A 24,302-nucleotide genomic window follows, 5' to 3' on the forward strand; every position below is an offset into this window, starting at 1 on the left:
GCTAATTATTGCAATTTTGCACGGATCATAGCGCCTATAGCGCCCATGTCTGCACGTCCTTGCACTTTAGATTTCAATGCTCCCATTACTTTGCCCATATCCGCCATGGCGGATGCACCTACTTCTACAATAGTTGCATCGATGAGCGCCGCGACTTCCGCCTCTGTAAGAGGGGTAGGCAGGAAAGCTTCAATAACTTGAATCTCTGCTGCTTCCACGTCGGCCAACTCGTTACGACCCGCTGCTTCAAACTGAGCAATCGAGTCACGACGTTGTTTCACCATTTTGGTTAAGACCGCTATAACCTGTTCATCAGTCAGAGATTCGCGGGTATCCACTTCAATCTGTTTGATGGCGGCTAATGCCATACGAATAGTGCTCAAGCGCGCCTTCTCTTTGGCGATCATGGCCTGCTTCATGTGGTCTTTTAGCTGATCAATTAGGCTCATATGAGATTAATATAAACGTACGCGACGTGCGTTTTCGCGAGAAAGCTTCTTAGCTAAACGTTTAACTGCAGCTGCTTTTGCGCGCTTACGTGCAGTAGTTGGCTTCTCGTAGAATTCACGAGCACGCACGTCGGCTAAAATACCAGCTTTTTCACAAGAGCGCTTGAAACGACGCAGAGCTACGTCGAATGGTTCGTTTTCACGTACTTTAATAATTGGCATACGCCATCACCCCTTAGGTGTAGGTTGTTCTGGTTCAATTGCTCGAACCAAGTCTATTTAAAATGGTGCGGAATTTTATACCGAGACACCTAGGCTTGTAAAGCCCTAAAACTGAGCTCAGTCCTATAGTGTACTCAATATGGCTTGTGCGGCTGGAGTAATTGAGCACTTGCAGGTAGAATTAGCGCCCTTTTAGTTAGCAATTGATGAGACACCATGCGGGTTCTAGGTATTGAAACATCCTGTGACGAGACAGGTATCGCCGTCTATGACGATGAGCTGGGCTTATTATCGCACACTTTATACAGTCAGGTTAAGCTGCATGCTGACTATGGTGGTGTGGTGCCTGAACTGGCATCACGTGACCATGTGCGCAAAATTGTGCCGCTTATTCGTCAAGCGCTGAAAGATGCAAATACTGAAATGGCTGATCTCGACGGGATTGCCTACACCAAGGGCCCAGGTTTAATTGGTGCTTTGCTTGTTGGCGCCTGTGTAGGGCGGTCACTGGCGTTTGCTTGGGACAAGCCTGCTATCGGTGTGCATCATATGGAAGGACATCTACTGGCGCCTATGCTCGAAGATGACGCGCCTGAGTTCCCCTTTGTGGCCTTATTAGTCTCTGGTGGCCATTCTATGTTGGTTAAAGTCGATGGGATTGGCCGCTATGAAGTATTAGGCGAGTCGGTTGACGATGCCGCGGGCGAAGCGTTTGATAAAACGGCCAAGTTGATGGGGCTGGATTATCCCGGTGGTCCGCGTTTAGCAAAGCTTGCTGCTAAAGGTTTACCTGCAGGGTATAAATTCCCGCGACCTATGACCGACAGACCCGGACTCGATTTTAGCTTTTCGGGTTTAAAAACCTTTACCGCTAATACTATTGCTGCTGAACCTGACGATGAGCAAACGCGCGCCAATATTGCCCGTGCCTTTGAAGAAGCCGTGGTCGATACGCTAGCAATTAAATGTCGCCGCGCACTGAAGCAAACTGGCTATAACCGCTTAGTGATTGCCGGTGGCGTGAGTGCAAATACGCGCTTAAGAGAAACCTTGGCTGAAATGATGGGCTCTCTAGGTGGAAAAGTATTTTATCCTCGCGGTGAGTTCTGTACTGATAACGGCGCCATGATTGCCTTTGCTGGATTGCAGCGCTTAAAGGCGGGGCAGCACGAAGATTTAGCGGTAAAAGGTCAACCTCGATGGCCGTTAGATACCTTGCCACCTGTGGCTTAAGTCAGCTGGGCTTAACAGCTTGTTCATGCCGATAGGTTTATGCTGAAATAAAAAAACTGCGCTTTTAGCGCAGTTTTTTATTAGGGTAATTTTATTGGGTGTAATGTTATCTTAGGATTTTTTAGGGCGCTTCTTGCGTGACACTTTGGACTCTTCTCCCTTGAGTAAGCGCTGAATATTGTCTTTATGGCGAATAATGATAAGCGTCGACAACATGGCAACTGGAATAGTGAATCTGTCGTCTAGCCACCAAGTATAAAGGGGCGCAAGTAAGGCGGTAAGAATCGCGGCAAGGGACGAGTAGCGGCTAATTAACAGCAAGATAACCCAAGATGCCATTAAGCAAATCGCTAAATCATCGCCAATGGGAGCCATGGCGCCAAAGGCGGTAGCAACGCCTTTGCCGCCTTTAAAGCCAAAAAATACCGGATAAATATGTCCAAGGCATGCGGCGATGGCGATAAGCCCGAGTGACACTGCATCTATGCCCATGAGGTAAGCTAAATAAGAAGGCACGGCACCTTTGAGCATGTCGAAAAACAGCACCATGGCAGCCGAACTCGCGCCGCCAATTCTTAGTACATTGGTGGCGCCTGGATTACCTGAACCTTGCAATCTTGGATCGGGTAGACCTCTCATCCTACAAACCAGCACGGCACTTGAGATTGAACCCGCTAAGTAGGCGGCCAAAATCATCAAAAGTGTCTGTGTTAATGGACTCACATTGGTTTCCTTACGCGTCTTAAGGTATTATCGCGCAACAATTTAAAAAGCTGACCCAGTTGCCAATCCCGCTATAGGTTTGTGCGATAACTCGCCCTGTTGGGGCTGAGATATTCTCTGAATGAGCAAATCCTTTTAGGGCGTTATCCTACTGTGGATTGGCTCGAGTAGAAAGTAAATTAGTTATCTGTCAGAAGATTGCGGATTATACAGCTAGGATCGCTTTTAGCTTATCAGACCTCATAGTCGTTAGTTGGAGAAAGCATGGATAAGGTACTTATACGGCAATTACGCATTGATACTGTGATTGGTGTCTATGAGTGGGAAAAGAAAATCCAGCAGAGCCTGTTATTAGATTTAGACATGGCGTGGGATAACAAACCCGCCGCTGCGACAGACGATTATCAATATGCGCTGTGCTATGAGACAGTTTCCAATCGATTAACCCAACTTGTTACTGAGCATCCAATCGAGTTAATAGAAACGGTTGCCGAGCGCGTGGCCGATTGCCTACTTCAAGAATTTAATGTGGCTTGGGTGAAAGTTGTGGTGATGAAGCCGGGAGCAGTCGCAACGGCAGCTTCGGTTGGCGTCGAGATTGAACGTTCACGTTAGATGAGTACTTGATCAACTGCGCTGTTGATTGAGAAACAGTGTTTATCTTCAGATAAATCGGACATTAGCATGGCACGTATTTATATCAGTCTGGGTAGCAATATCGAGCCTAAACAGCATCTGCAAGCGGGATTAATTTCGTTACGAGCGTGTTTTGGACCATTGCGCCTCTCTTCTATGTATGAAAGTGAAGCGGTAGGTTTCAGTGGCACTAACTTTTTGAATATGGTTGCTAGCGCTGAAACTGATCTTAATATAGCGGCGGTAGTTGCACAGTTTAAGCAAATCGAGCAGAATCACGGCCGGCTTGCCGGGGCGAAGAAATTTAGCCCAAGAACCTTAGATTTAGATCTGCTGCTTTACGACCATGTGGTGTGCCAAACACCTGTTGTGCTGCCCCGTGCAGAGATAGTCAATAATGCCTTTGTGTTATGGCCATTAGCCGAGTTAGCGCCGGAATTGATTCATCCCGTGGTAGATAAAAGCTACGCAAGTTTGTGGCAAGAGTATGACAAAGATTCACAGCGACTTTGGCCTGTGACGTTTGAATGGCCCCCAGGGCTGACGTTTTAATTTATAGATAGGATTGTCATGGATACGTTTCAGGTCATTATTTTAGCGCTTATTCAAGGGCTAACCGAGTTTTTACCTATTTCTAGCTCGGCCCACTTAATTTTACCCGCACAGCTTTTAGGTTGGGAAGACCAAGGCTTATCCTTCGATGTAGCGGTGAATACGGGGTCGTTATTTGCTGTGGTGATTTATTTTAGACACGAGTTATGGGCTATGTTTAATGCTTGGATTGCGAGCATTTTCAAAGGTCAACAATCTGAAGATAGTAAGCTGGCATGGTGGATTATTCTGGCGACCTTGCCTGCGGTATTTTTTGGTTTTCTGGCAAAGGATTTTATCGCGACTCATCTACGTAATGCTGAGGTTATCGCGGTCACGACAGTGGTATTTGGTTTATTGTTGTGGTGGGCCGATAAGATGTCGCGCCGCGATTTAACGGTTTATCAGACTGGCTGGCGTAAAGCCTTGTTAATTGGTTTCGCGCAGGCTCTGGCTTTGATCCCAGGGACTTCGCGCTCTGGTGCCACTATGACAGCGGCGCTGATGTTAGGCTTGAGTCGTGATGCTGCGGCCCGCTTTTCATTCTTAATGTCAGTGCCTGTGAGTTTAGGGGCGGCGATTTTAGTGGGTAAAGATCTGGCGAAAAGTGAGCTTCCGATTGATTATCAAGCGTTAATCCTAGGAACTCTGATTTCGTTTGTTGCAGCTTATGCCTGTATTCATTACTTCTTAAAAATCATCAGCCGCATGGGAATGACCCCATTTGTAATCTATCGTTTAGCACTGGGTGCCATCTTGTGTGGATTTATCTTCTTGTAGCCACGCGAGTTTGGTCATCATAGGCAGATAATAAATAATAGAATCGGGTCAAGTACCCGATTTTTGTTTTTGGAGCTTCCTCATTTTCTGAAGCTTAACTCATTTTGGAGCTTTATATGGGTCTCGAATATCAGTGTCCAACCTGCGGACTTGCGTTAAAACAACACAAAGCCTCCCAAGGTTTTTATTGTGTTAATAAGCATCACTTCGATCGAAATGAGCAAGGATATTGGGTTTTTACTAAACCACAACGTCAAAAGCCGACTGGTGATACGCGCGAGCAAGTTAGAGCTAAGCGTTTTCTGCTCGAATCAGGCATCTTTTCGCCTTTAATCGATAAACTGGCTGAGATAATTACTGGATCTATTACGCCTGATGCTTGTTTATTGGATTATGAATGCGCTGAGGGCTTCTTCTTGCGTGCTTTAGCTTCCAAGCTGGCTGAGGTCGAAAATCCGCTAAACGTCCAGTACGTGGGCGTAGCGGACGCAGAAAATGCCATTTTTGCTGCCGCGAAGGCGCAGACTCCTGGGATCTTGTGTTTAAGCTCCTCTAAAAAATTACCCTTTGCCGATAATTGTGTGGATTTTATTACTGTTATTGATCGGCCGTTAAAGGGAAAAGAGTCTATCAGGATATTGAAAGACGATGGGACCATGTTACTGGTTATGCCTGGGCCACGACACCTATGGCAACTCAGGGAATACATTTATTCTGACTTAGTAGAAAAACCTTTCAAAGTGAATTTACCCTCAGCATTATCGGTAAAGGAGACTCAGACACTGAGCTTTACCTTATCTGTTACTGGTGAACAGGCATTAACGCTATTGGATATGGCACCTTATGCATGGCGGGCAAATGACAAGATGAAGCACGATATTCAAGCTAATCATTTTGAGTCGCTGGAAATTGAGTATGTATTAGTCTTAGCACATAAACGTGTAAGTGAGTTGCTATAGGTTAAAACCTGCAGTTGATGCGGTTAATTTTAAACCAATTCATAGGCTTGGCTCGATGGTTTTGAGATGTCTAATAGGGCCGTTTTACTCAAGTCTATGATTCTGTTTGACGTTTCATGTTGTTTTTATGTTGGATGGGCCGAAGGTGTTATTATTTTTAACTTTAGGCCTATTTGTTCTGTGACAAATACAACTTTCTTATTGCCTTTGTTTCCCATGTAGCCTCGATTTTTGTCAATAGTTTTTCTTTAGAAGATCCATATTATTCTTTTATAAAAAACATTTTTTAAGATAAGCGAGACAGACCTTTAAGAATGCTTAAAAATTTTAATGAGAAGCTTAGATTAATAACGAAGGTTTTAATTAAAAGATGAATGGGATCCGTTTATAAAGGCGCATACGAAAGTTAACTTTTTGAAGGGGATTGGGGGTAGGCTTTAAAGATGCGTTTGGAAATTTAAAGTCAATTTAGCGCTTTTGTATTAGTGGGCTGACAATCTAGAGTACCAATGTATTGAATGACAGGTATAAAAAAAGGCTTAGATTGATGTGCTTATCGCTTTCATCTTTCTTAAGCCTTTTGTCTTAACTTACTAAATAGTAAGCTAAATTACCTTTCATTACTTCTTGTAACGAGAAGCAACGTTGTCTAAACGGTCGTTTGCGCGTTTAGCTTCTGCTTGTGCGTCCATAGATGCTGCTTTTGCATCTTTAACGTCTGCAGACAGTTTGCTTTGCTCTGATTTCAGAGAACCAACATCAGCTGACAATTGATCAACTTTGTTGCCCAGAGTTGCAACGCTTTCTTCCAGAGCAGTAGTGTTCGCGCAACCACCTAGTAGGGCAGTCATTGCTAAACCAGCAATCATCAGTACTTTTTTGTTCATTGTAAAAAATCCCTTAAAATAGGTTGGATTTGAATGTTTCGTTACTTTGTAAGCGAAACTGCCTAATTATGACATAGCTATTTTAATTTGCTACGAATATTAATGTGTTTAACCACTATAGGCATATAAATTTTTTTTAAAAGCTTTTTTTATATGTTATATCGCCATTTCTAATCGTAAAGGAGGCTATTTTTCACTATAAAGTGATGCGGCACTTACAAAGTCTTTACAAATTATCGTCCATCCTTCCCCAATGTAGTTTGCACTTTTTGCTTAAACTGACTGACGGCTTCAATTCGCCGTAAATTTAATGCCTGCTTTATCTCTGCGCCTTGGAAACCTGCGGCAATGATAGCGGCGATATCGACATTATTGGCGGCAAGGAAGCATTGAGATAAATACTCGCCTTGAGGATAAGTGGTGTTTTCAAATCCTGTGCGGCCACGCATATCGGCGGTGCAAGTTAATATAAGTTGTGTTAAGCGCTCTGGCTTACGCCAAAAGTCAGCTTTATCGAATATTTTTACGATAGTTTCGGCTCTAAGCTCGAAGGCCTGATGGACGTTCTGATGTTGGTCACTGACCAGTAACGCCAGATCGCGCGTTTCGTTCGGCACTCGTAAACGTGCACAGAGTGCTTTTATCAGTGGCAAGCCCTTTTGGCCGTGACCATGATGTTTAGGTAAATGCTCTTTTGGGCTGAGGGCTTTTCCTAAATCATGTACGAGAGCGGCAAACCGAACGCTTTTGTCCTCTGTCAGAAGCGCAGCTTGGGCGAGGACCATTAATGTATGCACGCCTGTATCTATTTCAGGATGCCATTTCTCAGGTTGAGGGACGCCAAATAAGGCAAATATCTCGGGAAAGAGCACTTCAAGGGCGCCACATTGGTGCAGTACCTCAAAAAAGATCTCTGGGTGAGGTCCACCTAAACTTTTATCGACTTCTTGCCAGACTCGCTCTGCTGTTAACGCGTTAAGTTCATCGCTTGCGCTAATTTGGCGCATTAGTGCCAGAGTTTCTGCGGCAATGTGAAATCCTAAGGCATGAAACCTTGCGGCAAAACGGGCGACACGCAATACACGAAGTGGATCTTCAACGAAAGCATCCGATACATGGCGCAATAGGCGCGCGTTAATATCCTCAATGCCATTAAAAGGATCGTATAAGTTGCCCTTTTCATCTTGGGCGATAGCATTGATGGTCAGATCTCGGCGTAACAAGTCTTGTTCTAGAGTCACATCGGGACTGGCATGGCAGCTAAAACCACCATAACCTAGTCCAATTTTTCGTTCTGTTCGGGCTAACGCATATTCTTGTTGGTTTTTAGGATGCAGAAATACTGGGAAATCTTTACCAACTTGGCGGTATCCCAGTTGCAACATTTGTTCTGGAGTCGCACCAACGACGAGGTAATCTTTGTCTTTGATAGGGAGATTGAGCAGGCTGTCACGCACAGCACCGCCAACGAGAAATATTTTCACAGGCAAGATTCGGCTAATGTGTCATAAACATAGCTTATCATGCCCATTAAGGTGATAGATAAAGTCGTCGCGAGATATTTGCGCCCTGATGTGTCACATTGATGTTGCGGATATTTTGACAATAACATTGGGACGCTTTAACGTGGGGCGTTATTTTTAAATTAGGATGATTGGTGGTATGTACAAGGCCTTTTACGGACTCAGCGATAACCCTTTTTCGATTGCACCCAATCCCCATTATTTGTTTTTGAGTGATAGGCATAGAGAGGCGTTGGCCCATTTAACCTACGGGTTAGGGGAAACGGGCGGCTTTGTGTTGCTAACAGGGGAAGTTGGCACGGGTAAAACGACGGTATCTCGCTGTTTACTTGGGCAATTGCCCGATAATACCGACACCGCATTTATCCTTAATCCATCGCTTACAGAGCTCGAGTTGCTCGCCACGCTTTGCGATGAACTTAAGATTGCCTACGGAGATAATCCCACACTCAAGCAGTTGACCGATCACTTGAGTCGGTTTTTATTGGATAATCACAGCAAAGGCCGTAATACCGTGCTCATCATCGATGAAGCGCAGCATTTACGCCCTGAGGTGCTGGAGCAACTGCGTCTTCTGACTAATCTTGAAACGGACACTAAGAAGTTACTGCAGGTGATTTTAATCGGTCAGCCAGAATTACAGCTGTTATTGAAGCGCCAAGAGCTGCGCCAGTTAGCCCAGCGGATCACCGCTCGCTACCATTTATTACCGCTAAATGAAGATGAAATCGCCCTCTATGTGTTGCATCGTTTGCAAGTCGCGGGTCGATTTGAGCCTTTGTTTACCCGCAAGGCTGTTAAGGTGTTGCAGAAGTACAGTGGCGGCATCCCTCGATTAATTAACCTCTTATGTGAACGCTCGCTGATGGCGGGCTATGCGCAATCCCGGGTGCCTATCGATCATCATATGGTGCGACAAGCTGCGGCTGAAGTATTAGGTGAAGAAGAGCCGACTCAGAATCGATATCTTTGGCCGACAGCGACCGCAGCGGCGTTATTTGTCGCTTTTGGTGTTTCCTATTGGCTATTTACCGATAAGCCTGTCAATGCCGCGTCAGCGTCTAGTAGGGGTCTTGAGTCTACGCCAACAAATGTTGCTCCTTTAAACATGCAAACTTTGAGCGCGACCGAAGAAACGAGTAAGTTCGTGCAACCCGCTGATCAGCAAAACAATCAGACGACTCAGTCGTCTATTCCAGATCCTAGCCAGCGTTTACTTAATGATGCGATTAATCAGAGTCGTGATATCGATACCGCCTTTGCGGGTTTGTTTAGCGTGTGGGGCAAAGTGCCCTATAAAGGCTTGACGGCTTGTCAGTCTGCGGTTGAGCAAGGATTGTCTTGTTATCAGCAGCAAGGTAACTGGATGTCACTGACTCGGCTTAATTATCCGGCTGTCGTGTATTTGGTTGATGACAACCAACAGGATTTTTATGGCGCTGTGATTGCGGTGGATGGTGAGCAGTTACTGATGCAGTTAGGTGAACAACAACTTTGGGTTGATAGAGCTTGGTTCAATCAACATTTCAGTGGCACCTTCGAAATTTTATGGCAAGCCCCTAATTTGCCTATGATGGATATCAGTCAAAAATCGAGTCCAGGTCAACTGCAGTGGTTAGAGAATGCCTTGGCCCATGTGAATAATCGCAATGCTCGCAGGGTCAATCAATTCGATGTGCAACTGGAAAATGATCTTAAAAGCTTCCAAAGTCAGCATGGCTTAAAAGCCGATGGTATTGCCGGAAATCAGACATTAGTGAGATTAAATTTGTATTTAAGTCAGCAAGGTCCACGTTTAACCGATAATGGGGCGCGCAGCTGATGTCCATTTTACTCGATGCCGTGACCCGCAATAAACAACAGCAACAGTCGCCTTTACCCGATGCTGTGATGACGCCAAGGGCGAATTACCCGCAGCCACGTAAATCAGGCGTGCCGATAGGCAAACTGTCTTTACTTGTCGTCGCAGTCGCCGCCGGAATTGGCGTCGCTTGGGGATTAAGTGTGTGGGACCAAACTCGTCATATTTCAACCGAGCAAACTTCAACTCACAATGTGGCGGTGACAAAGGTATTGCCACCAACTGCACCTTCATTAGCTGTTTCGACAGCGGCTAAAAACGCGCTTCAGACTGTCTCGATAGAAACGGTTACTCAGCCGCAATCAGAGGGCAGTGCTAATACTAATTTAGGTGTTCGACTCGCAGGAAAAGTGGCGCTGCCTCGGGCACAGACTTTGCCTGAGTTTACTTCCTTATCGCAATATCAGGGCGGGGCGGTAGCAAACTCGCCTCAAGCTTCTAGCGCGAATATGAACAGCAATGCAGCTCAAAGTTACAAGGTTACTAACAGCAACGCTGCTCAAGACAGTGACCCTAGCTATAGTGATTCCAGCTACGGGGACTATATGGCAACGTCTGCCCAAGTGGATGCGGCAAGTCGTGAAGTTGCCTCTATGCCTGCGGACACGCAAACACAGCAAACTATGATGTTAGGTGCTAATGCCAATGAGTCGGGTCTTGCGAGCTTGGAGGCGCTGCGTCAGCAAGTGAGTGCGGCGGCGGAAGATGTCGGTTTAGAGACCAACAAAAGTCGCGATGAAGATAAGTTAGTGGCTTCCTTTCAAAATGCGTTAAAGGATGTGGAATACACCAATGCGGCGGAGACAAATGTCACTGAAGCAAAATTAGATCCTATCCCTAAGACAGCTGTGGATGATATCCCCAAATACGGTCAACTACCTGCAGGGCTGCAATTGCAAGTGCCTGAATTTAATATTGTCGCCCATGTTTATTCCAGCGATCCGACCCAAAGGTGGCTGAATGTGGACGGTGCAGAGTTACAGGAAGGGGATATGATTGCGGGTAAGCTGAAGATTATCTCCATTCGTCCACGTGACATAGTGTTAGATATTCAAGGTACTCAGTTTAAAGTACCTGCAATCTAACCAGGTTATACGAAATTGACTCTGGCACTATGAGCAATGCTTGCGGTTATTTGTGCTAGCCATAGCTAAAGAGTAAAAATGAAAAAGGCGCCTAGGCGCCTTTTTTGATCTTAATGAATATCAACTTAATTATACAGTCTGTAGGCTAAGAATAGGGTCAGTGCATAACCGACGCTGTAGCAAAGGAAAAGTGCTGGAACGTATTTCAAATAACTCACAAACGTTAGCTCTTTTACTTTACTCATGGCCACAATACCCGATGCTGAACCGATAATCAGCAGTGAACCACCCACACCGACGCTATAGGTCAAGCCAAGCCATTCAGGGGTATTTAGCACTGGGCTTGCTTTTAACAATGCCGCTGTTAATGGCACGTTATCAATCAAGGCTGAACCCATACCTGTGACGAAGTTAGAGATGTTTGGATTAAACATAGTATAAGCTTCGGTCAGCATGTCTAAGGTGCCGATTTCTTTAAGCATACCCACGAGCAGTAAGATACCTAAGAAGAACAACAGGGTGTCGTATTCAACTTGGCGAATATACTCAAGGATTTTAATTTCTTCTTTATCGCTACGCGTGGTATGGCCAATCAGGAACATGATTGACAGACCTGTTAGGAAGGTCAGCACTGGCGGGATGCCAAACAATATGTTCAGTAACATGGTCATCAAAATCGTGCAGAAGAACACGAGGGCAATCATCACATCAACGGTTTGATAGGTGTGCTTGATGGGCGTCGTGCTCACCACGCCTTCGGCTTTAAGTGAGAACAAGGTTGCCAACAAAATCACGCTCACGGCCGATGGAATAAACAACATCAGCAGTTCGGACATATGCACATGGCCGCCTAAGAAGATCATCAATGTTGTCACATCGCCAGTGATCAAAGCGACACCGCCTGAGTTCACTGCGAAGATAATCAACACTGCCATTCTGCGGCGCATTTGTTTGTCGAGTTTAAAGGTGGTTAATAAACCTAATGACACTAACGTCGCAGTGACGTTATCACAAAATGCCGAGAGCACGAGTGCAAACAGGGCAACTTGGATCATCAACATGCGCACCGACACTTTCTGCGGGAACAGCTTTTGCACCATGATTTGGATCATGCCTTTAGCGTTCAAATACGCGACGAAGGTCATGGTCGACATCAGAAAGAGCCAGAGTGTGGCAATTTCGAGCAAATTTTCATTGAGTTGATGGGCAACGAGTTTCTCGTGGGCCGGTTCTCCAGCAGCCATAAACAGCGCTACCCAAGAAATACAGCCAAAGAATAAGGTGGTTTTTGCTTTATTAAGGTGGGTCACTTCTTCGAAAATAATACTGAGCAATGCGAGCACGGCCAGTATGATGAGAAAGGTATTTAACATAACTGCAATTCCAACTGCTGTTTTAATGTCGTAGGGCGACTTGAGTCAACCTAAAGATTGAGCATATCAAGGCTGAATTAAGCCAGCCGTGTTAGCGCGTGCGGATCAGAACATAATGGGCTAAAGAACGCAACTGTTAGCTGTGACTCAATTTGCTGCTGCTTTGTGATGTTGATCTCATGCTTTTTGGTGTAAACTGGTTTTATATATCGACAAATTCATCTTTATCAGTTTTATTAACTGTATTGTTTGATTTGATTACTAGGTTAAAAGTGAGATCTACGATTAAAGTCTAAGCAGTCAGTTTGTCGATCCTTCAATTAATTTTTGTTCAGCAAGATATTCATGAATGCTGCGGCCTGAGTAGTGTTGCTTTTCCACACTTTCCTTTGTTACTGAACTCTAATGGCTTAATCGATTAGCGTGTCACAAAAATGTCTTTGCCAAAATCTTGACTGGATACAAAGTGAGCGCTATCTTGTGGCTGTTTTCTTATCTAGGCACAGTATGTTGTGTTAACACCGGATGTTGTGTTTTTGGAGTAGAGGTAAATGACATTTGTTATTCGGAGCCTTTTGCTTTTGGGCTCACTGGTTTGGTTAACGTATTCTGGCAAGCAGCTAATTGCGCTGGGCGTGATGAGTCAGCCTGAGCTCGCCATTGAGCATATCAATTTGACCATACAGTTCGTTGTAGCGGCGATCATATTTAAATCGGCTTTAGGTTCTAAAAAGTCTGATAGCTACTAACGCTAAATAAAGCTTACTGAATTTAAGTAAAGCTAATTAAATTTAATAAAAACAAAGGGACGCATTAGCGTCCCTTTGTTATTTTTAAGGTGTAGCAACCCTAAGATCTAGGTTTAGCTTGCCGCTTTCATGCTCGCTAATACGCGGTCAGCCGCTTCTAAGGTCAAGCGCATCTCTTCTTCGCCATGGGCCATTGACAGGAAGCCAGCTTCATAGGCACTTGGCGCTAAGTAAACACCTTCATCTAGCATGCCGTGGTAGAAAATACGGAACTGTTCGATATTGCATTGGGTCACTTGATCGAAACGGGTGATCTCGGGTTGTTCCGTGAAGAAGAAACCGAACATACCACCAACATAGTTGATCGCCATTGGAATACCGTGCTTATCCGCAGCGGCTTTAAAGCCTTCTGCAATACGTTTGGTTTTCGCGCTCAGTGCTTCGTACAGACCTTCTTCACACAGGGCTTCCATTTGTGCCAGACCCGCTGACATCGCAATGGGGTTACCCGATAACGTACCCGCTTGGTAAACCGGACCCGTAGGGGCGATAAATTGCATCACATCTTTACGGCCACCGAAAGCCCCCACTGGCATACCGCCACCAATCACTTTACCAAGCGTGGTTAAGTCTGGTGTGACGCCGTAGTAACCTTGAGCGCCGCTTTGTGATACGCGAAAACCTGTCATCACTTCATCGATAATCAACAGCGCACCGAACTCATCACACATATCACGCAGACCTTGAAGGAAACCTGGGATAGGCGGAATACAGTTCATGTTGCCAGCAACGGGCTCGATGATGATGCAAGAAATCTCAGTTGGATACTGCTCGAACAGGGTTCTGACAGAATCTAAGTCGTTATACACAGCGGTTAAGGTGTGCTTGGCGAAATCTTCAGGAATACCGGGTGAGCTAGGTTGACCTAAGGTTAACGCGCCAGACCCAGCCTTAACTAACAGGCAATCTGCGTGGCCGTGGTAACAACCTTCAAATTTTAAGATCTTGTCACGACTGGTAAAACCACGTGCTAAACGAATGGCGCTCATAGTGGCTTCAGTCCCAGAACTCACCATGCGCACTTGCTCGATAGAAGGCACCATAGAGATGACTTTTTCGGCCATTTGCACTTCAAGCTCGGTTGGCGCACCAAAAGACAGGCCATTTTCCACTGCCGCTAATACCGCTGCACGGATTTTAGGGTGATTGTGGCCGAGGATCATCGGCCCCCAAGAACCGACATAGTCGATATAAGCTTTACCATCGGCATCGTAGATATAAGCGCCATCGGCCTTTTCAATAAACAGGGGCGAACCGCCTACACCATTAAATGCACGAACCGGAGAGTTAACACCGCCGGGGATGGTTTTTTTAGCCTGTTCAAATAGCGCTTCGGAACGGGTCATGTTGAGTCCTTAAAGTCTGTAGCCAACTAGCGATCGGCTTTACGTGAATACCAATTAACCGGACACTCATATTTTTCGAGTTGATGATCAACGCCGAGTGTCAATGCAAACAAAGCCATGCGAATTAACAGCCCATTATCCGCCTGTCTGAAGATAGCGAGGTTAGGGTGGCTGTTCAAATCATTATCTAACTCATTGGCTTGCGCCCGTGAATCCCTTGGAAGCGGATGCATAATGACAGTGTTAGATTTGCAATGCTGAGTGTAAATACTGCGATTTAAGCGGAACTTGCCGCGATACTTATTTGCTTCTTCCTGTGAAGGGAAGCGTTCTTCTTGAATGCGAGTGAGATACAAAATATCTGCTTGATCTAAATGGCCTTCAAGCTGGTCGGTTATTTTGATGCTATGGCCAGCATTTTCAATGTCGGAGATCACATAATCAGGCATAGCTAATTCAGCGGGTGAAATTAGCGTGAAACTGATGTTCTTATACATGCAGAGTAAGCGTGATAGTGAATGCACTGTACGGCCAAATTTTAAGTCGCCGACCATGGCTATGTGCATGCCATCGATACCACGGCCGGCACATTTGAGTTCTTTTTGGATAGTGTATAAGTCGAGTAAAGCTTGGGTCGGATGTTCGTTCGAACCATCGCCGCCGTTGATCACTGGGACGCGGCTGCCTTCGGCAAACTCTTTTACTGAATAAGAGTCAGGATGGCGCATGGCAATGACATCAGAATAGGTGGATAACACCCGCGCCGTATCGTACAGGGACTCACCCTTAGATAAAGACGATGACGCCATACCTGTGGTTTCACGTACATGGCCGCCGAGCAAGTTAAAGGCACAGCCAAAACTCACGCGGGTACGGGTACTCGGTTCGAAAAACAGGTTACCTAAAATGGCACCATCGAGCACATTATTGCGCTTCTCTCGAAGTGCATAGGGCATCATGCGGCTAGCGACATTAAAAATAGTTTGGATTGAGTCAAGATCTAACTGGTTTACGGAGAGGATATGGGATCCTTCGAACTGATTCATCAGCCTGTTTTCCAATTTGCTAGGGGGCATTTTAAGCTGCGGTATCGCGCTTATCTGCCCTGATGTTATGTAGGGTGGCTGAGGCGCGATTGTAGCAGAAGCACTGGGGCAACGAAATAGCCACATTGCCACTGTGTTAGATTTTTGCGATGAAGCCCAAAGCTTTTAATCTGCCGCCTCAGGTTTGGCATCACTATAAGATTCTGCATCACTATCAGATTTTAAATTGATATCAGGTTTTAAATCGATGTCATTAATTGGCACTAGGCTTGTCCTAAGCGAATTTCCTGTTGCAAGTTTGACCAACTGATCACCCCGACCACGTTATCGGGCGTATCTTGATAGATAAACACCTCACCGCTGCGCTTGGGTGACAAGAGTAAATAGGCTTCATTCAGAGTAGTGCTGTCGCTTAAGCCTTGCATGGGATGGCGCGATAGCGTGGTACTGTCATCGTAGGATTGCATTTCAAGGCTGAGCATTTCGATAACGCCATCGGCGTTACGCACTAATACTGGGCGACCTTCGGCGCGTTTTAACACTTCGAGCAGCAGCTCGTCGTTGTTGTTGACGATAACGAAGCGTTTATCCATCAAGGCGCGCACGCCTTTTTTCTGTAGCGCCAAATTCACTGGGGCGACTTTATAGCCTAAACCCATAATTTCTAACTGCTTGAAGAAGATGGAGTTAGTTTTAAACCCTTGATAGGCAATCAAAAAGGCGGGAATGGTCACAAACATCGCTGGCAGGATAATACTGGCATCATTGGTCATTTCTAGCAGGGCAACTAACGCCGCCAGCGGCGCGCTTAAGCACACGCCCATCATGGCCGTCATGCCTATTACAGTGTAAAGCCCTACATAAGGGGCGATCGACGGGAACAAGATGGCACTGATCAGCGCCAAAATCGCGCCGAGCAGCGCGCCGATACCATAGAGTGGACCAATCAAACCACCGGGGATACCTAAGCCAATCGCCGCAATAGTGGCAATGATTTTGGCAAATAACAGAGCAATTAACAGCAACAGGCTTGGATGTTGGCTAATGGCTTCGCTAATGGCGAGATCGCCCGTGCCAAGGGCTTGCGGCAACACGAGACCGATTAGCGTGGTGACGCTGCCCGCCAATAATAGTCGGTAGATGAGTGGCCAGTTTTGCCCCGTCGCGGTGACTTTTAACAGTGAGTAATTAAACAGCGCCGCAGCGCAGCCCAATACCACGCCGCCGATGGCGAGAATAGGGTAGTGATCTAAGGGAATGTGGATCACTTGAATACGGTCAAATTCGTGCACATTACCAAACACTAATTGGCTTGAAACCGCGCCACAAATCGCGGACAGCATAATCGGGAAGAAATAATGGACTTTATATTCGCGGACAATCACTTCGAGAACAAAAATCACTGCCGCTAAGGGCGCGTTAAAGGTCGCGGCAATCCCTGCGGCAATGCCACTGGCGCACATGATACGCACACTATTATCGGGAAGATTGAATTTTTCGGCGAGAAAACTGGCGCTGACAGCGCCCAGATGGATGGCAGGGCCTTCGCGGCCGACGGAGAAATTGGTGCCGAGGGCAAACAATGCTTGAAAAAATTGCCCTACGGCAGACTGCAGCGGAATTTTACCGTAGTGCAGTTTAACTCTATGTAACACATAGGCTATTCCCATACGTTTATAGCGTTTGGAGCCTAGCTTAGCCACAATCCAAATTAATATTGCGCCTAAAAGTGGTAACAGGGCTCGCCAGTCGGCGACGTTCCCCGTAAAATCCAGCGCCTGTATTTGGGTGTAATGATTAGCCCAATCGAGCAAGAGTCGAAACAGTAAGATCACGCAGGATGCAAAAATCGCAAATAGCAGTGCCAGTATGCACAGTTGTGCACTGATCCTCGCTTGGGATAAATGGTCACGTAGCTCATTGGTTAAATACTTTTTGGCTGTGACTATGGCATGTTGAATAGCGACTTTATTTATCGTTAATTGCACTGCATTGGCCTGAGTTGTATTGTATCGAACTCGTTCTTGAGTTGATTGTATTTTATATAAGGGGCTGTTACCTAATGCCAAATTATCATCGTTGGCTAGATCGGCTGCAAGTGATGGATCTCAAGTATCGTCCATCTTCAGTGTATTTATCGCTTTTAGTGTTAGTTTCTATTCTTTTTGGGGCTTGGATAAGTTTTCTGCTACTGAGCAGCGATGAGCCCGTAGTTAAACACATCAGCAGCAAAGCCCAACGCTTGAGTGCCGAATTAGAAACGCAGACCCAATTGCTGGCGACCCGAAATTTAGAGTTGTCCGTCGAGCGTGAGGCTAACGCCCAAATGCAAGATATGTTTGGCCAGCAGATGAAAAAGCAAAAAGAATTGGAACATGAGCTGGCGTTTTACCGTAGCATTATGACGCCGGATGATAATGCCGAAGGTGTCGCCATCCACGGACTTGAAATGACGCCGGGCGTTTTAGCCGATGAGTACAATCTCAAATTGGTGTTAACTCAGCTGCAAAAGCGCAAGCAAGCGATTCAAGGTCGAGTCGAAATGACATTAATTGGCGTTCAAGATGGCAAATCCGTTAGCTTGAGTGTGAACAAACTCACGGGTTCTAAGTTGGAATTTGATTTTCGCTATTTTCAGGTCATAGATACCAAGGTCACGGTTCCTGCTGGCTTTAGTTTACAGCAAGTGAAAGTCAAAGTGCTGGTGCCTTCGAGCCGCTGGACCAAGAATTCGCAGACAGAACATGTCTATAGTGCCCCTGAGTTATTACAGGGTGAAAAAGAACCGCGGGTAATACTTGAACAAAATAGTCAGGTAAAGGATAATTTGCCCCAGAAAACTGATGTAAGAGGTAGTAATGACTGATCAAGCTGATACAGCAATGCCAATCCAATTTACCGATGCGGCAGCCGCTAAGGTGAAAGGTTTGCTGGAAGAAGAGCAAAATCCTGCACTTAAGCTACGAGTCTATGTGACTGGTGGTGGTTGTTCTGGATTTCAGTACGGCTTTACCTTTGATGAAAAGGTCAATGACGGCGATTTTACGATAGAAAAACAAGGCGTCCTCTTAGTTGTCGATCCTATGAGCCTGCAATATTTAGTCGGTGGTGAAGTGGATTACACTTCAGGACTCGAAGGCTCTCGCTTCTTCGTGAAAAACCCTAACGCAACCACGACCTGTGGCTGTGGTGCCAGTTTCTCTGTGTAAAGAGTTTCTCTATAAAGACTGCTTACTTAGCGCCTTTAAGGTGTGAAGTGAGATCAAAAAAGCCGTCGCAATGACGGCTTTTTGTTGGGAAAAATTCAGTAGGTTACTAATTTAGCTCATAATATTCAGGTTAAGCTTAGGTTTAAACCACGCCTTTACCTTTTTATCAAAAGCGATCCAGACTAACACTAATGACAAGCTGATTAACGCAATAAAAATCACATAGTCAGGCAGTTTTCCCTGCCATTCACCTAAATGCACTGTCGTCGGGCCTGCCACTAAATTGCCGGGATCGTACATGATCACTGGCAGCATGCTAATCAAGCCAAGCTGCACGACTGTGTAGCCACGCAGCATGATAAGTGCCGCCTTTTGTCGACCAATAATGGCAATCACCATTAGAAGTGTCAGTAGACAAAATAACACGCCTTGTTTAGCGACTAAGCCACTCACGGACGCAACTACATACACTAGCAGCAGGGCAATGAGTCGTTTGGGTAAACGTGAACTCATGGCCGTGTCAGCCTTAGGTGTCGGTATAGCCGATTCTTGCTCGCTCATAAACATTCTCGCTTAGCGATTGAGATTAATGGCTTTGCTTAGGCGCTAATCGTTGATCTAATTCATAAGGCGGGATAACCACACCTAAATCATCTAATACTGGGAACACGGCAACGAACAGGTCGTCATCTTCCATGCCTGGCACCCATCTTTCGTGAAATTCATCGAATGGGATAGCTAATGTTTGGCAATCACTCCACTCATCCACAGCCCAAGATTCCGCCGCTTCTTCGGTTGGCCACATTGGAATGCAATCTTCTTCCTCAGTGGTCAGCATGACGCAACCGTCTTGGTCTTGTAATGTCCAAAGAACCTTATGTTCTTTGACTTGATCAACGAGGTAATCGTAACGGGCTTCTGGTGTCATTGCTGCTGTCTCAGCGAGGGTTTTAACAGTCTTGCTCATGAAAAATATCTCTTTTGCTTGAATAGGGCGAAGCCTGTCGTGCCGCTAATGAAAAACCTAGGGCACAGCAAAATTCACCAGTTGGCTAAATGGTAACATTAGAGCGGGATTAGAAAAAGAACAACAGCGCCAAGAGGGCGCTGTTGTGTTAGATCTTGGGTGTTTATTCTGCCGGGCGGAAGTAGCGATAGATAAAGCCTGCCAAAATGGCGCCGGCAATCGGTGCGACCCAGAATAACCACAGTTGCGATATCGCCCAGTCACCGACAAATAACGCAGGACCTGTACTGCGAGCAGGATTTACCGAAGTATTGGACACTGGAATACTGATAAGGTGGATCAAGGTTAAGCCTAGACCTATGGCAATCGGGGCAAACCCTTTTGGCGCGCGTTCATCGGTGGCACCTAAAATAATGATCAAAAAGAACAGTGTCATAACGATTTCACAAATCATGACCGACAGCATGCTGTAGCCACCCGGTGAATGTTCACCAAAACCGTTAGAGGCAAATCCACCCGCAAGTGAAAATCCTTCCTGTCCAGAAGCAATAAGATACAAGATGCCCGCGCCTGCAATCCCGCCCGCGACTTGGGCAATGATATAAGGCAGTAACTCCGATGCGGGAAAACGTCCACCAGCCCAAAGGCCGAATGACACCGCTGGGTTTAGGTGACAACCTGAAATATGGCCAATTGCAAACGCCATAGTCAGAACCGTTAAGCCAAATGCGAGCGCGACACCGAGTAAACCTATGCCTACCTCGGGAAATGCTGCAGCAAGTACCGCACTGCCACAGCCTCCAAGGACTAACCACAAGGTGCCAAGAAATTCCGCCGCCATTTTTTGTGACATATTCATTGTTTGATTTCCTATTTAGCCGATTTATGTCTGTGTGGCTTTTGACGCCATTACATAAACCCTTGTTTATCTCGCTGGTTAAGTTTAGCTAGATAAATAACCATTCCCTTAATTAAGGTTTTGCACGCCCAGATTGTTCATGCCAAAGCTGGCCATCACAATCAGAGTGTTGTGTCTTTACTGCTTAGTTAATAATCACTTTAGTTCGTTTACATGGCACAACTGTGATCAAGCATAGATGGGTTTTCATATTGTGCATTTTTGATCATGGCTTATCGCGTCAATGAGCGGATTTTCTGGGATATTAGCCATTTTTGTTTTTTACCTGCATAGGTTGTATAGATGGCAACCTGGTGATTGAGGGATTGCTTTTCCCTCACCTCTTGCGTATCAAGTCGTCGAATTATTCTTTTTTGTTCTTATAAGTAATTGAAAATAAATGAATAGACATTTAATAGATATAAAACGGGGAAATAAACGAGGGGTATTTCGTTGTCGCTCATTACTAGGCAAAGTAAAAGGGTTGAGTTACTTAAATGTTAATTATGTGTTTCTGTGTTGCTAGCCATGATTAAACCAAAGTCCTTGAAGAAAAATCGCTGACTAAGGCTTTTGGATTAATTCAAGTAACAGTGCCAAACAACAACAAAAATGGTTTGCGATGCCTAAAAGTGAAGGTGGGAATGATGAAGAAGAAACTATTGACCTTAGCAATACAAGCATCAATGTTTGGTATTGCTCCTTCGGTAGCCTGGGCTGCCGATACGATTGAAGTGAATGCGGTGAATGAAAGCGCTAATCGGGTTGAAGTTGAGGTAGCTGATAAACAAGAAAGCATCGAAAAAGTGACTGTCACTGGCTCGCGAATTAAGCGTGACAGCTTTTCACTTAGCACTCCATTGCAGGGCCTAGATGCGAAAGATATCGCCGATAGCGGTATTGGATCATTGGCGGATATTCTAGTTGACCAAATTCCTGCATTGGCAGAAGGCGTTAGCAGTACAAATAGCCAATCGAGCGTGCAAAATACGGGTCTTTCAACCATTGATTTACGTAACCTAGGTACAGACCGTACCCTGACCTTGATCGATGGTCGCCGCGTTGTATCAAACAGTTATAGCGGTAACTATGTCAGCTTAAGCACCATTCCTGCCGCTATGGTCGATAAGGTCGAAATCATTACTGGCGGGGCGTCGGCTGTCTATGGTTCCGATGCGATTGCTGGGGTGGTGAACATTATTACTCAACAGAACAAGACGGGCTTTGAGATTAACGCCCGTGGCGGCGAAACCACCGAAGGTGGTGGTCGAGAAACCACAGTCGATGTAGGTTATGGCACTGATTTTAATGGCGATAAAGGTTATATCTTCGCCAGTGCGACTTACGATAAGCAACATGGGTTATTTGCGACCGACAGGGAAAGAGCCCTGTACGAGTCAAGTTTTGCCTACGATGAAAAGCAAATGTGTAATGCCATGAACACTGTCGATGGCGACCAGTGTATGCGCGATATTACCCGAGACGATTGGCGCGAACGCAGTAATGACATCATCGGTGGTCGCTTTAAATCAAACTCTTGGTGGTACGATGGCACTGAGCTTAAAACCGATTTTAAAGAAGAGCGTGATGGTTATAACGGTTACACCACAGGTTTATTAAAGGTCCCTGAGGATACCTTGGCCGCGGCGGTTAAAATGAACTATGACCTCAGTGACGATGTGCGCGCGAATGTGCAAGTGCAGTTTAGCCGCAATAACGCGTTTCGTCGTACCGATGCCGAAGGTCAAGACTATAACGACACTGAACTCTATATCGACCCTGTAACGGGTCTTCCTGGCACTATTGCTGCGGGCAGTATTTCACCAAACAATCCTTATGTGCCAGCCGAAATTGCTGCAACAGCAGGCAAGAGCATCACTTGGGATCGCCGCTTCCAAGAAGTTGGGCCCGTTGAGAGCGATAATGAGCGTACTACTTTGCGTACTTGGGCGGGATTGCAGGGTAACTTATTTGAAACTTGGACCTGGGATGCCTCACTGGGTTACGGTAAGTTTGAACAGCGTCAGCGCCGCAGCAATGAGATCAGTATTCGTCGTCTGCAATATGCTCTGGATGCTGAATACGCTGCCGATGGTGTGACTATCCAATGTGCCAGTGAAGAGGCAAGGGCTGAGGGTTGTGTTCCCGTCAATATCTTTGGTGAAGGTTCAATCAGTAAGGAAGGGGCGGACTATATCCGTGCCACTCCTTATATCAACACGGATATCACGCAATTTAATGCCCTAGGGTTTATCTCAGGCGAATTGTTTGAATTGCCCGCGGGTGGCGTGCAATCGGCATTCGGGGTCGAATATCGCCGTGATACTCAAGCCGTCGATACCGATAAAGCGATGCGTGGCGATGCGATAACGTTTAACGATGTGCCGCCCTTTGAAGGGGATGTGACAGTATGGGAAGCCTTTGGTGAAGCGAATCTTCCTTTGTTAAGGGATGAGGCTTTTGCTAATAGGCTCGACCTAGATTTGTCATTACGTCTTGCCGATTACAGCCAGAAAAACATCGACTTAATGTCGAGCTATCGCGCGGGTATTCTATGGGAGCCTATTGCCAACTATGCCCTACGTGCTAACTACTCTCGCTCGCAACGTGCGCCGAATATTACCGAACTGATTTCTCCACCCCGTGGAGATTACGACAGTATCCGCGATATTTGTGATGGGGTAACAGCAACCTCAACAGGGGCTGGGCATGATAGTTGTCGCCAAGACCCTGGTATTGCAGCCGCAATTGCGACTAACGGTATCTTTGAGGATGAGGGCGGTTCTAAATATTCGCCGAACGCTGGTAACGAAAACCTCACCGAGGAAACCGCGGATACCTATACCTTAGGCTTTACCATGGCGCCAGCCTTCCTCGAAGGCTTTAATCTGGCAGTCGATTATTACGATATCAAAGTCACCGATGCCATTGGTTCACTGAGTAACGAGGATATTCTGGCCGAATGTTATAACTCGAGTAATCCCTATGGCGCCGATAACGAGTACTGTCAGGTCATCAGCCGCGATACTGAAGGGCAAATCACCCAGGTTATCCAACAGGAACAGAACCTAAATGACATTGTCACCCGTGGTGTTGATATCGCCATGGCCTACGAGTGGCAATTAGACGGTTACGGTGAGCTTAGCTTAAAAACTAACTGGACCCATGTGTTGGAATTTAGCACTAGCTACTATGGCGCGGATGGTTTAGTTGAAGATGACTATGTCGGTGAGCTTGCCAGCGGGATTTTTGAGGACAGAGGTGCAATCTCATTAACCTGGAGTAATGATGATTGGCGTGTACGTTGGAGCGCTAAGTATAAGAGCGCCATGGTCGATAGCCACGATAGAGTTGAAGAGTGGAACGTGCTGAAAGCCGAAAACCAAGCCAAACTCGATGCTGGCGATGCCACTGCAGTGGCCAATCCAGAAACGCCCGCATTCCTATTCTACAGCTCGTATATCACCCACGATTTGTCAGTGTCTTACACTATGGACGTGAGTCAGACTGAATTACGTTTATACGGCGGTGTGCGTAATATTTTCGACAATCAGGGTCCTTGGGTGGCCGATACTGGTGATTTAGTCGAAACGGGTAATGGTAACTACAGCAGCGCCTATGGCGGTGGTGTTGGTCGCTATGCCTACCTAGGTGCAGAGCTTAAGTTCTAATATCGTTGAATTGATACTAACCACTTAAGTTTGC

Annotated in this window: 23 protein-coding genes; 11 read left to right on the forward strand and 12 right to left on the reverse strand. The window is 46.0% G+C overall.

Annotated elements, in window-relative coordinates; genetic code table 11:
• Nucleotides 1-5: 5 nt before the first annotated feature.
• Together AYJ58_RS08830 and rpsU are read right to left on the reverse strand one after the other, a co-directional pair.
• A complete protein-coding gene (locus AYJ58_RS08830; RefSeq protein ID WP_006080724.1) occupies nucleotides 6-449 on the reverse strand; it encodes a GatB/YqeY domain-containing protein in 444 nt (147 codons plus the stop codon).
• A 6-nt stretch (nucleotides 450-455) separates the two neighbouring features.
• Entirely contained in the window at nucleotides 456-671 is a 216-nt protein-coding gene (gene rpsU, locus AYJ58_RS08835) for a 30S ribosomal protein S21 (RefSeq protein ID WP_006080725.1), read from the reverse strand.
• Nucleotides 672-887: 216 nt separating this feature from the next.
• On the opposite strand from rpsU, the gene tsaD reads away from it, so the two are divergent.
• Nucleotides 888-1,904, forward strand: coding sequence for a tRNA (adenosine(37)-N6)-threonylcarbamoyltransferase complex transferase subunit TsaD (gene tsaD / locus AYJ58_RS08840; protein WP_106649813.1), 1,017 nt, complete (start codon nucleotides 888-890; stop codon nucleotides 1,902-1,904).
• 111 nt (nucleotides 1,905-2,015) lie between these two features.
• On the opposite strand, the gene plsY is transcribed toward tsaD, so the two are convergent.
• Nucleotides 2,016-2,627 carry a glycerol-3-phosphate 1-O-acyltransferase PlsY gene (gene plsY / locus AYJ58_RS08845; RefSeq protein WP_106649814.1) on the reverse strand — a complete coding sequence of 204 codons (612 nt, stop codon included), beginning with the start codon at nucleotides 2,625-2,627 and terminating at the stop codon, nucleotides 2,016-2,018.
• A 264-nt stretch (nucleotides 2,628-2,891) separates the two neighbouring features.
• Here plsY and folB point away from each other — a divergent pair, with 264 nt between their 5' ends.
• The 4 genes from folB to AYJ58_RS08865 all read left to right on the forward strand — a co-directional run bounded on the left by folB (nucleotide 2,892) and on the right by AYJ58_RS08865 (nucleotide 5,593).
• The gene (gene folB, locus AYJ58_RS08850) at nucleotides 2,892-3,242 is read left to right on the forward strand and encodes a dihydroneopterin aldolase (protein ID WP_106649815.1); all 351 of its coding nucleotides are present in this window, start codon (nucleotides 2,892-2,894) and stop codon (nucleotides 3,240-3,242) included.
• A gap of 69 nt (nucleotides 3,243-3,311) precedes the next feature.
• Entirely contained in the window at nucleotides 3,312-3,815 is a 504-nt protein-coding gene (gene folK, locus AYJ58_RS08855) for a 2-amino-4-hydroxy-6-hydroxymethyldihydropteridine diphosphokinase (RefSeq protein ID WP_106649816.1), read from the forward strand.
• Between the two features lie 18 nt (nucleotides 3,816-3,833).
• Complete coding sequence (locus AYJ58_RS08860) at nucleotides 3,834-4,634, forward strand: undecaprenyl-diphosphate phosphatase (RefSeq protein WP_106649817.1); 801 nt, start codon at nucleotides 3,834-3,836, stop codon at nucleotides 4,632-4,634.
• Nucleotides 4,635-4,750: 116 nt separating this feature from the next.
• The gene (locus tag AYJ58_RS08865; protein WP_106649818.1) at nucleotides 4,751-5,593 is read left to right on the forward strand and encodes a putative RNA methyltransferase; all 843 of its coding nucleotides are present in this window, start codon (nucleotides 4,751-4,753) and stop codon (nucleotides 5,591-5,593) included.
• A 620-nt stretch (nucleotides 5,594-6,213) separates the two neighbouring features.
• Here the strand turns inward: AYJ58_RS08865 and AYJ58_RS08870 are convergent.
• Nucleotides 6,214-6,480, reverse strand: a complete 267-nt coding sequence (locus AYJ58_RS08870) for an Lpp/OprI family alanine-zipper lipoprotein (RefSeq protein WP_006080732.1) — start codon at nucleotides 6,478-6,480, stop codon at nucleotides 6,214-6,216.
• A gap of 233 nt (nucleotides 6,481-6,713) precedes the next feature.
• Nucleotides 6,714-7,964, reverse strand: a complete 1,251-nt coding sequence (locus tag AYJ58_RS08875) for a multifunctional CCA addition/repair protein (protein ID WP_106651786.1) — start codon at nucleotides 7,962-7,964, stop codon at nucleotides 6,714-6,716.
• A gap of 178 nt (nucleotides 7,965-8,142) precedes the next feature.
• Here AYJ58_RS08875 and AYJ58_RS08880 point away from each other — a divergent pair, with 178 nt between their 5' ends.
• Complete coding sequence (locus AYJ58_RS08880) at nucleotides 8,143-9,825, forward strand: ExeA family protein (RefSeq protein WP_106649819.1); 1,683 nt, start codon at nucleotides 8,143-8,145, stop codon at nucleotides 9,823-9,825.
• Nucleotides 9,825-10,949, forward strand: coding sequence for a general secretion pathway protein GspB (locus AYJ58_RS08885; RefSeq protein WP_106649820.1), 1,125 nt, complete (start codon nucleotides 9,825-9,827; stop codon nucleotides 10,947-10,949). The genes AYJ58_RS08880 and AYJ58_RS08885 overlap by 1 nt, the downstream gene beginning before the upstream one ends.
• Nucleotides 10,950-11,074: 125 nt before the next feature.
• Here AYJ58_RS08885 and nhaD read toward each other — a convergent pair whose 3' ends face one another.
• Nucleotides 11,075-12,322: a sodium:proton antiporter NhaD gene (nhaD, locus tag AYJ58_RS08890; protein ID WP_106649821.1), complete on the reverse strand. Its 1,248-nt coding sequence runs from the start codon at nucleotides 12,320-12,322 to the stop codon at nucleotides 11,075-11,077.
• Between the two features lie 551 nt (nucleotides 12,323-12,873).
• Here nhaD and AYJ58_RS08895 point away from each other — a divergent pair.
• On the forward strand, nucleotides 12,874-13,071 hold the full coding sequence (locus AYJ58_RS08895) for a hypothetical protein (protein WP_106649822.1): 198 nt from the start codon (nucleotides 12,874-12,876) through the stop codon (nucleotides 13,069-13,071).
• 113 nt (nucleotides 13,072-13,184) lie between these two features.
• Here AYJ58_RS08895 and hemL read toward each other — a convergent pair whose 3' ends face one another.
• The 3 genes from hemL to AYJ58_RS08910 all read right to left on the reverse strand — a co-directional run bounded on the left by hemL (nucleotide 13,185) and on the right by AYJ58_RS08910 (nucleotide 17,511).
• Complete coding sequence (hemL, locus tag AYJ58_RS08900) at nucleotides 13,185-14,477, reverse strand: glutamate-1-semialdehyde 2,1-aminomutase (RefSeq protein WP_106649823.1); 1,293 nt, start codon at nucleotides 14,475-14,477, stop codon at nucleotides 13,185-13,187.
• 26 nt (nucleotides 14,478-14,503) lie between these two features.
• Nucleotides 14,504-15,523 carry an aspartate carbamoyltransferase gene (locus tag AYJ58_RS08905; protein WP_106649824.1) on the reverse strand — a complete coding sequence of 340 codons (1,020 nt, stop codon included), beginning with the start codon at nucleotides 15,521-15,523 and terminating at the stop codon, nucleotides 14,504-14,506.
• 263 nt (nucleotides 15,524-15,786) lie between these two features.
• On the reverse strand, nucleotides 15,787-17,511 hold the full coding sequence (locus AYJ58_RS08910) for a chloride channel protein (protein ID WP_106651787.1): 1,725 nt from the start codon (nucleotides 17,509-17,511) through the stop codon (nucleotides 15,787-15,789).
• Nucleotides 17,512-17,585: 74 nt separating this feature from the next.
• On the opposite strand from AYJ58_RS08910, the gene AYJ58_RS08915 reads away from it, so the two are divergent.
• Nucleotides 17,586-18,389, forward strand: a complete 804-nt coding sequence (locus AYJ58_RS08915; protein WP_106649825.1) for a DUF6776 family protein — start codon at nucleotides 17,586-17,588, stop codon at nucleotides 18,387-18,389.
• Nucleotides 18,382-18,732, forward strand: a complete 351-nt coding sequence (gene erpA, locus AYJ58_RS08920; protein ID WP_006080742.1) for an iron-sulfur cluster insertion protein ErpA — start codon at nucleotides 18,382-18,384, stop codon at nucleotides 18,730-18,732. The genes AYJ58_RS08915 and erpA overlap by 8 nt, the downstream gene beginning before the upstream one ends.
• Nucleotides 18,733-18,843: 111 nt before the next feature.
• Here the strand turns inward: erpA and AYJ58_RS08925 are convergent, their stop codons facing one another.
• The 3 genes from AYJ58_RS08925 to aqpZ form a co-directional block, all read right to left on the reverse strand.
• Nucleotides 18,844-19,293: a hypothetical protein gene (locus AYJ58_RS08925; RefSeq protein WP_198555642.1), complete on the reverse strand. Its 450-nt coding sequence runs from the start codon at nucleotides 19,291-19,293 to the stop codon at nucleotides 18,844-18,846.
• Nucleotides 19,294-19,318: 25 nt separating this feature from the next.
• Nucleotides 19,319-19,699, reverse strand: a complete 381-nt coding sequence (locus AYJ58_RS08930; RefSeq protein WP_106649827.1) for a DUF2750 domain-containing protein — start codon at nucleotides 19,697-19,699, stop codon at nucleotides 19,319-19,321.
• Nucleotides 19,700-19,862: 163 nt separating this feature from the next.
• Nucleotides 19,863-20,558 (reverse strand): aquaporin Z, encoded by a 696-nt coding sequence (gene aqpZ / locus AYJ58_RS08935; protein WP_106649828.1) that lies wholly within the window; start codon nucleotides 20,556-20,558, stop codon nucleotides 19,863-19,865.
• A gap of 686 nt (nucleotides 20,559-21,244) precedes the next feature.
• Here aqpZ and AYJ58_RS08940 point away from each other — a divergent pair.
• Nucleotides 21,245-24,268 carry a TonB-dependent receptor plug domain-containing protein gene (locus tag AYJ58_RS08940; protein ID WP_106649829.1) on the forward strand — a complete coding sequence of 1,008 codons (3,024 nt, stop codon included), beginning with the start codon at nucleotides 21,245-21,247 and terminating at the stop codon, nucleotides 24,266-24,268.
• Nucleotides 24,269-24,302: the final 34 nt, after the last annotated feature.

It is taken from the genome of Shewanella sp. Pdp11, assembly GCF_002838165.1.
Classification (GTDB): domain Bacteria; phylum Pseudomonadota; class Gammaproteobacteria; order Enterobacterales; family Shewanellaceae; genus Shewanella; species Shewanella hafniensis.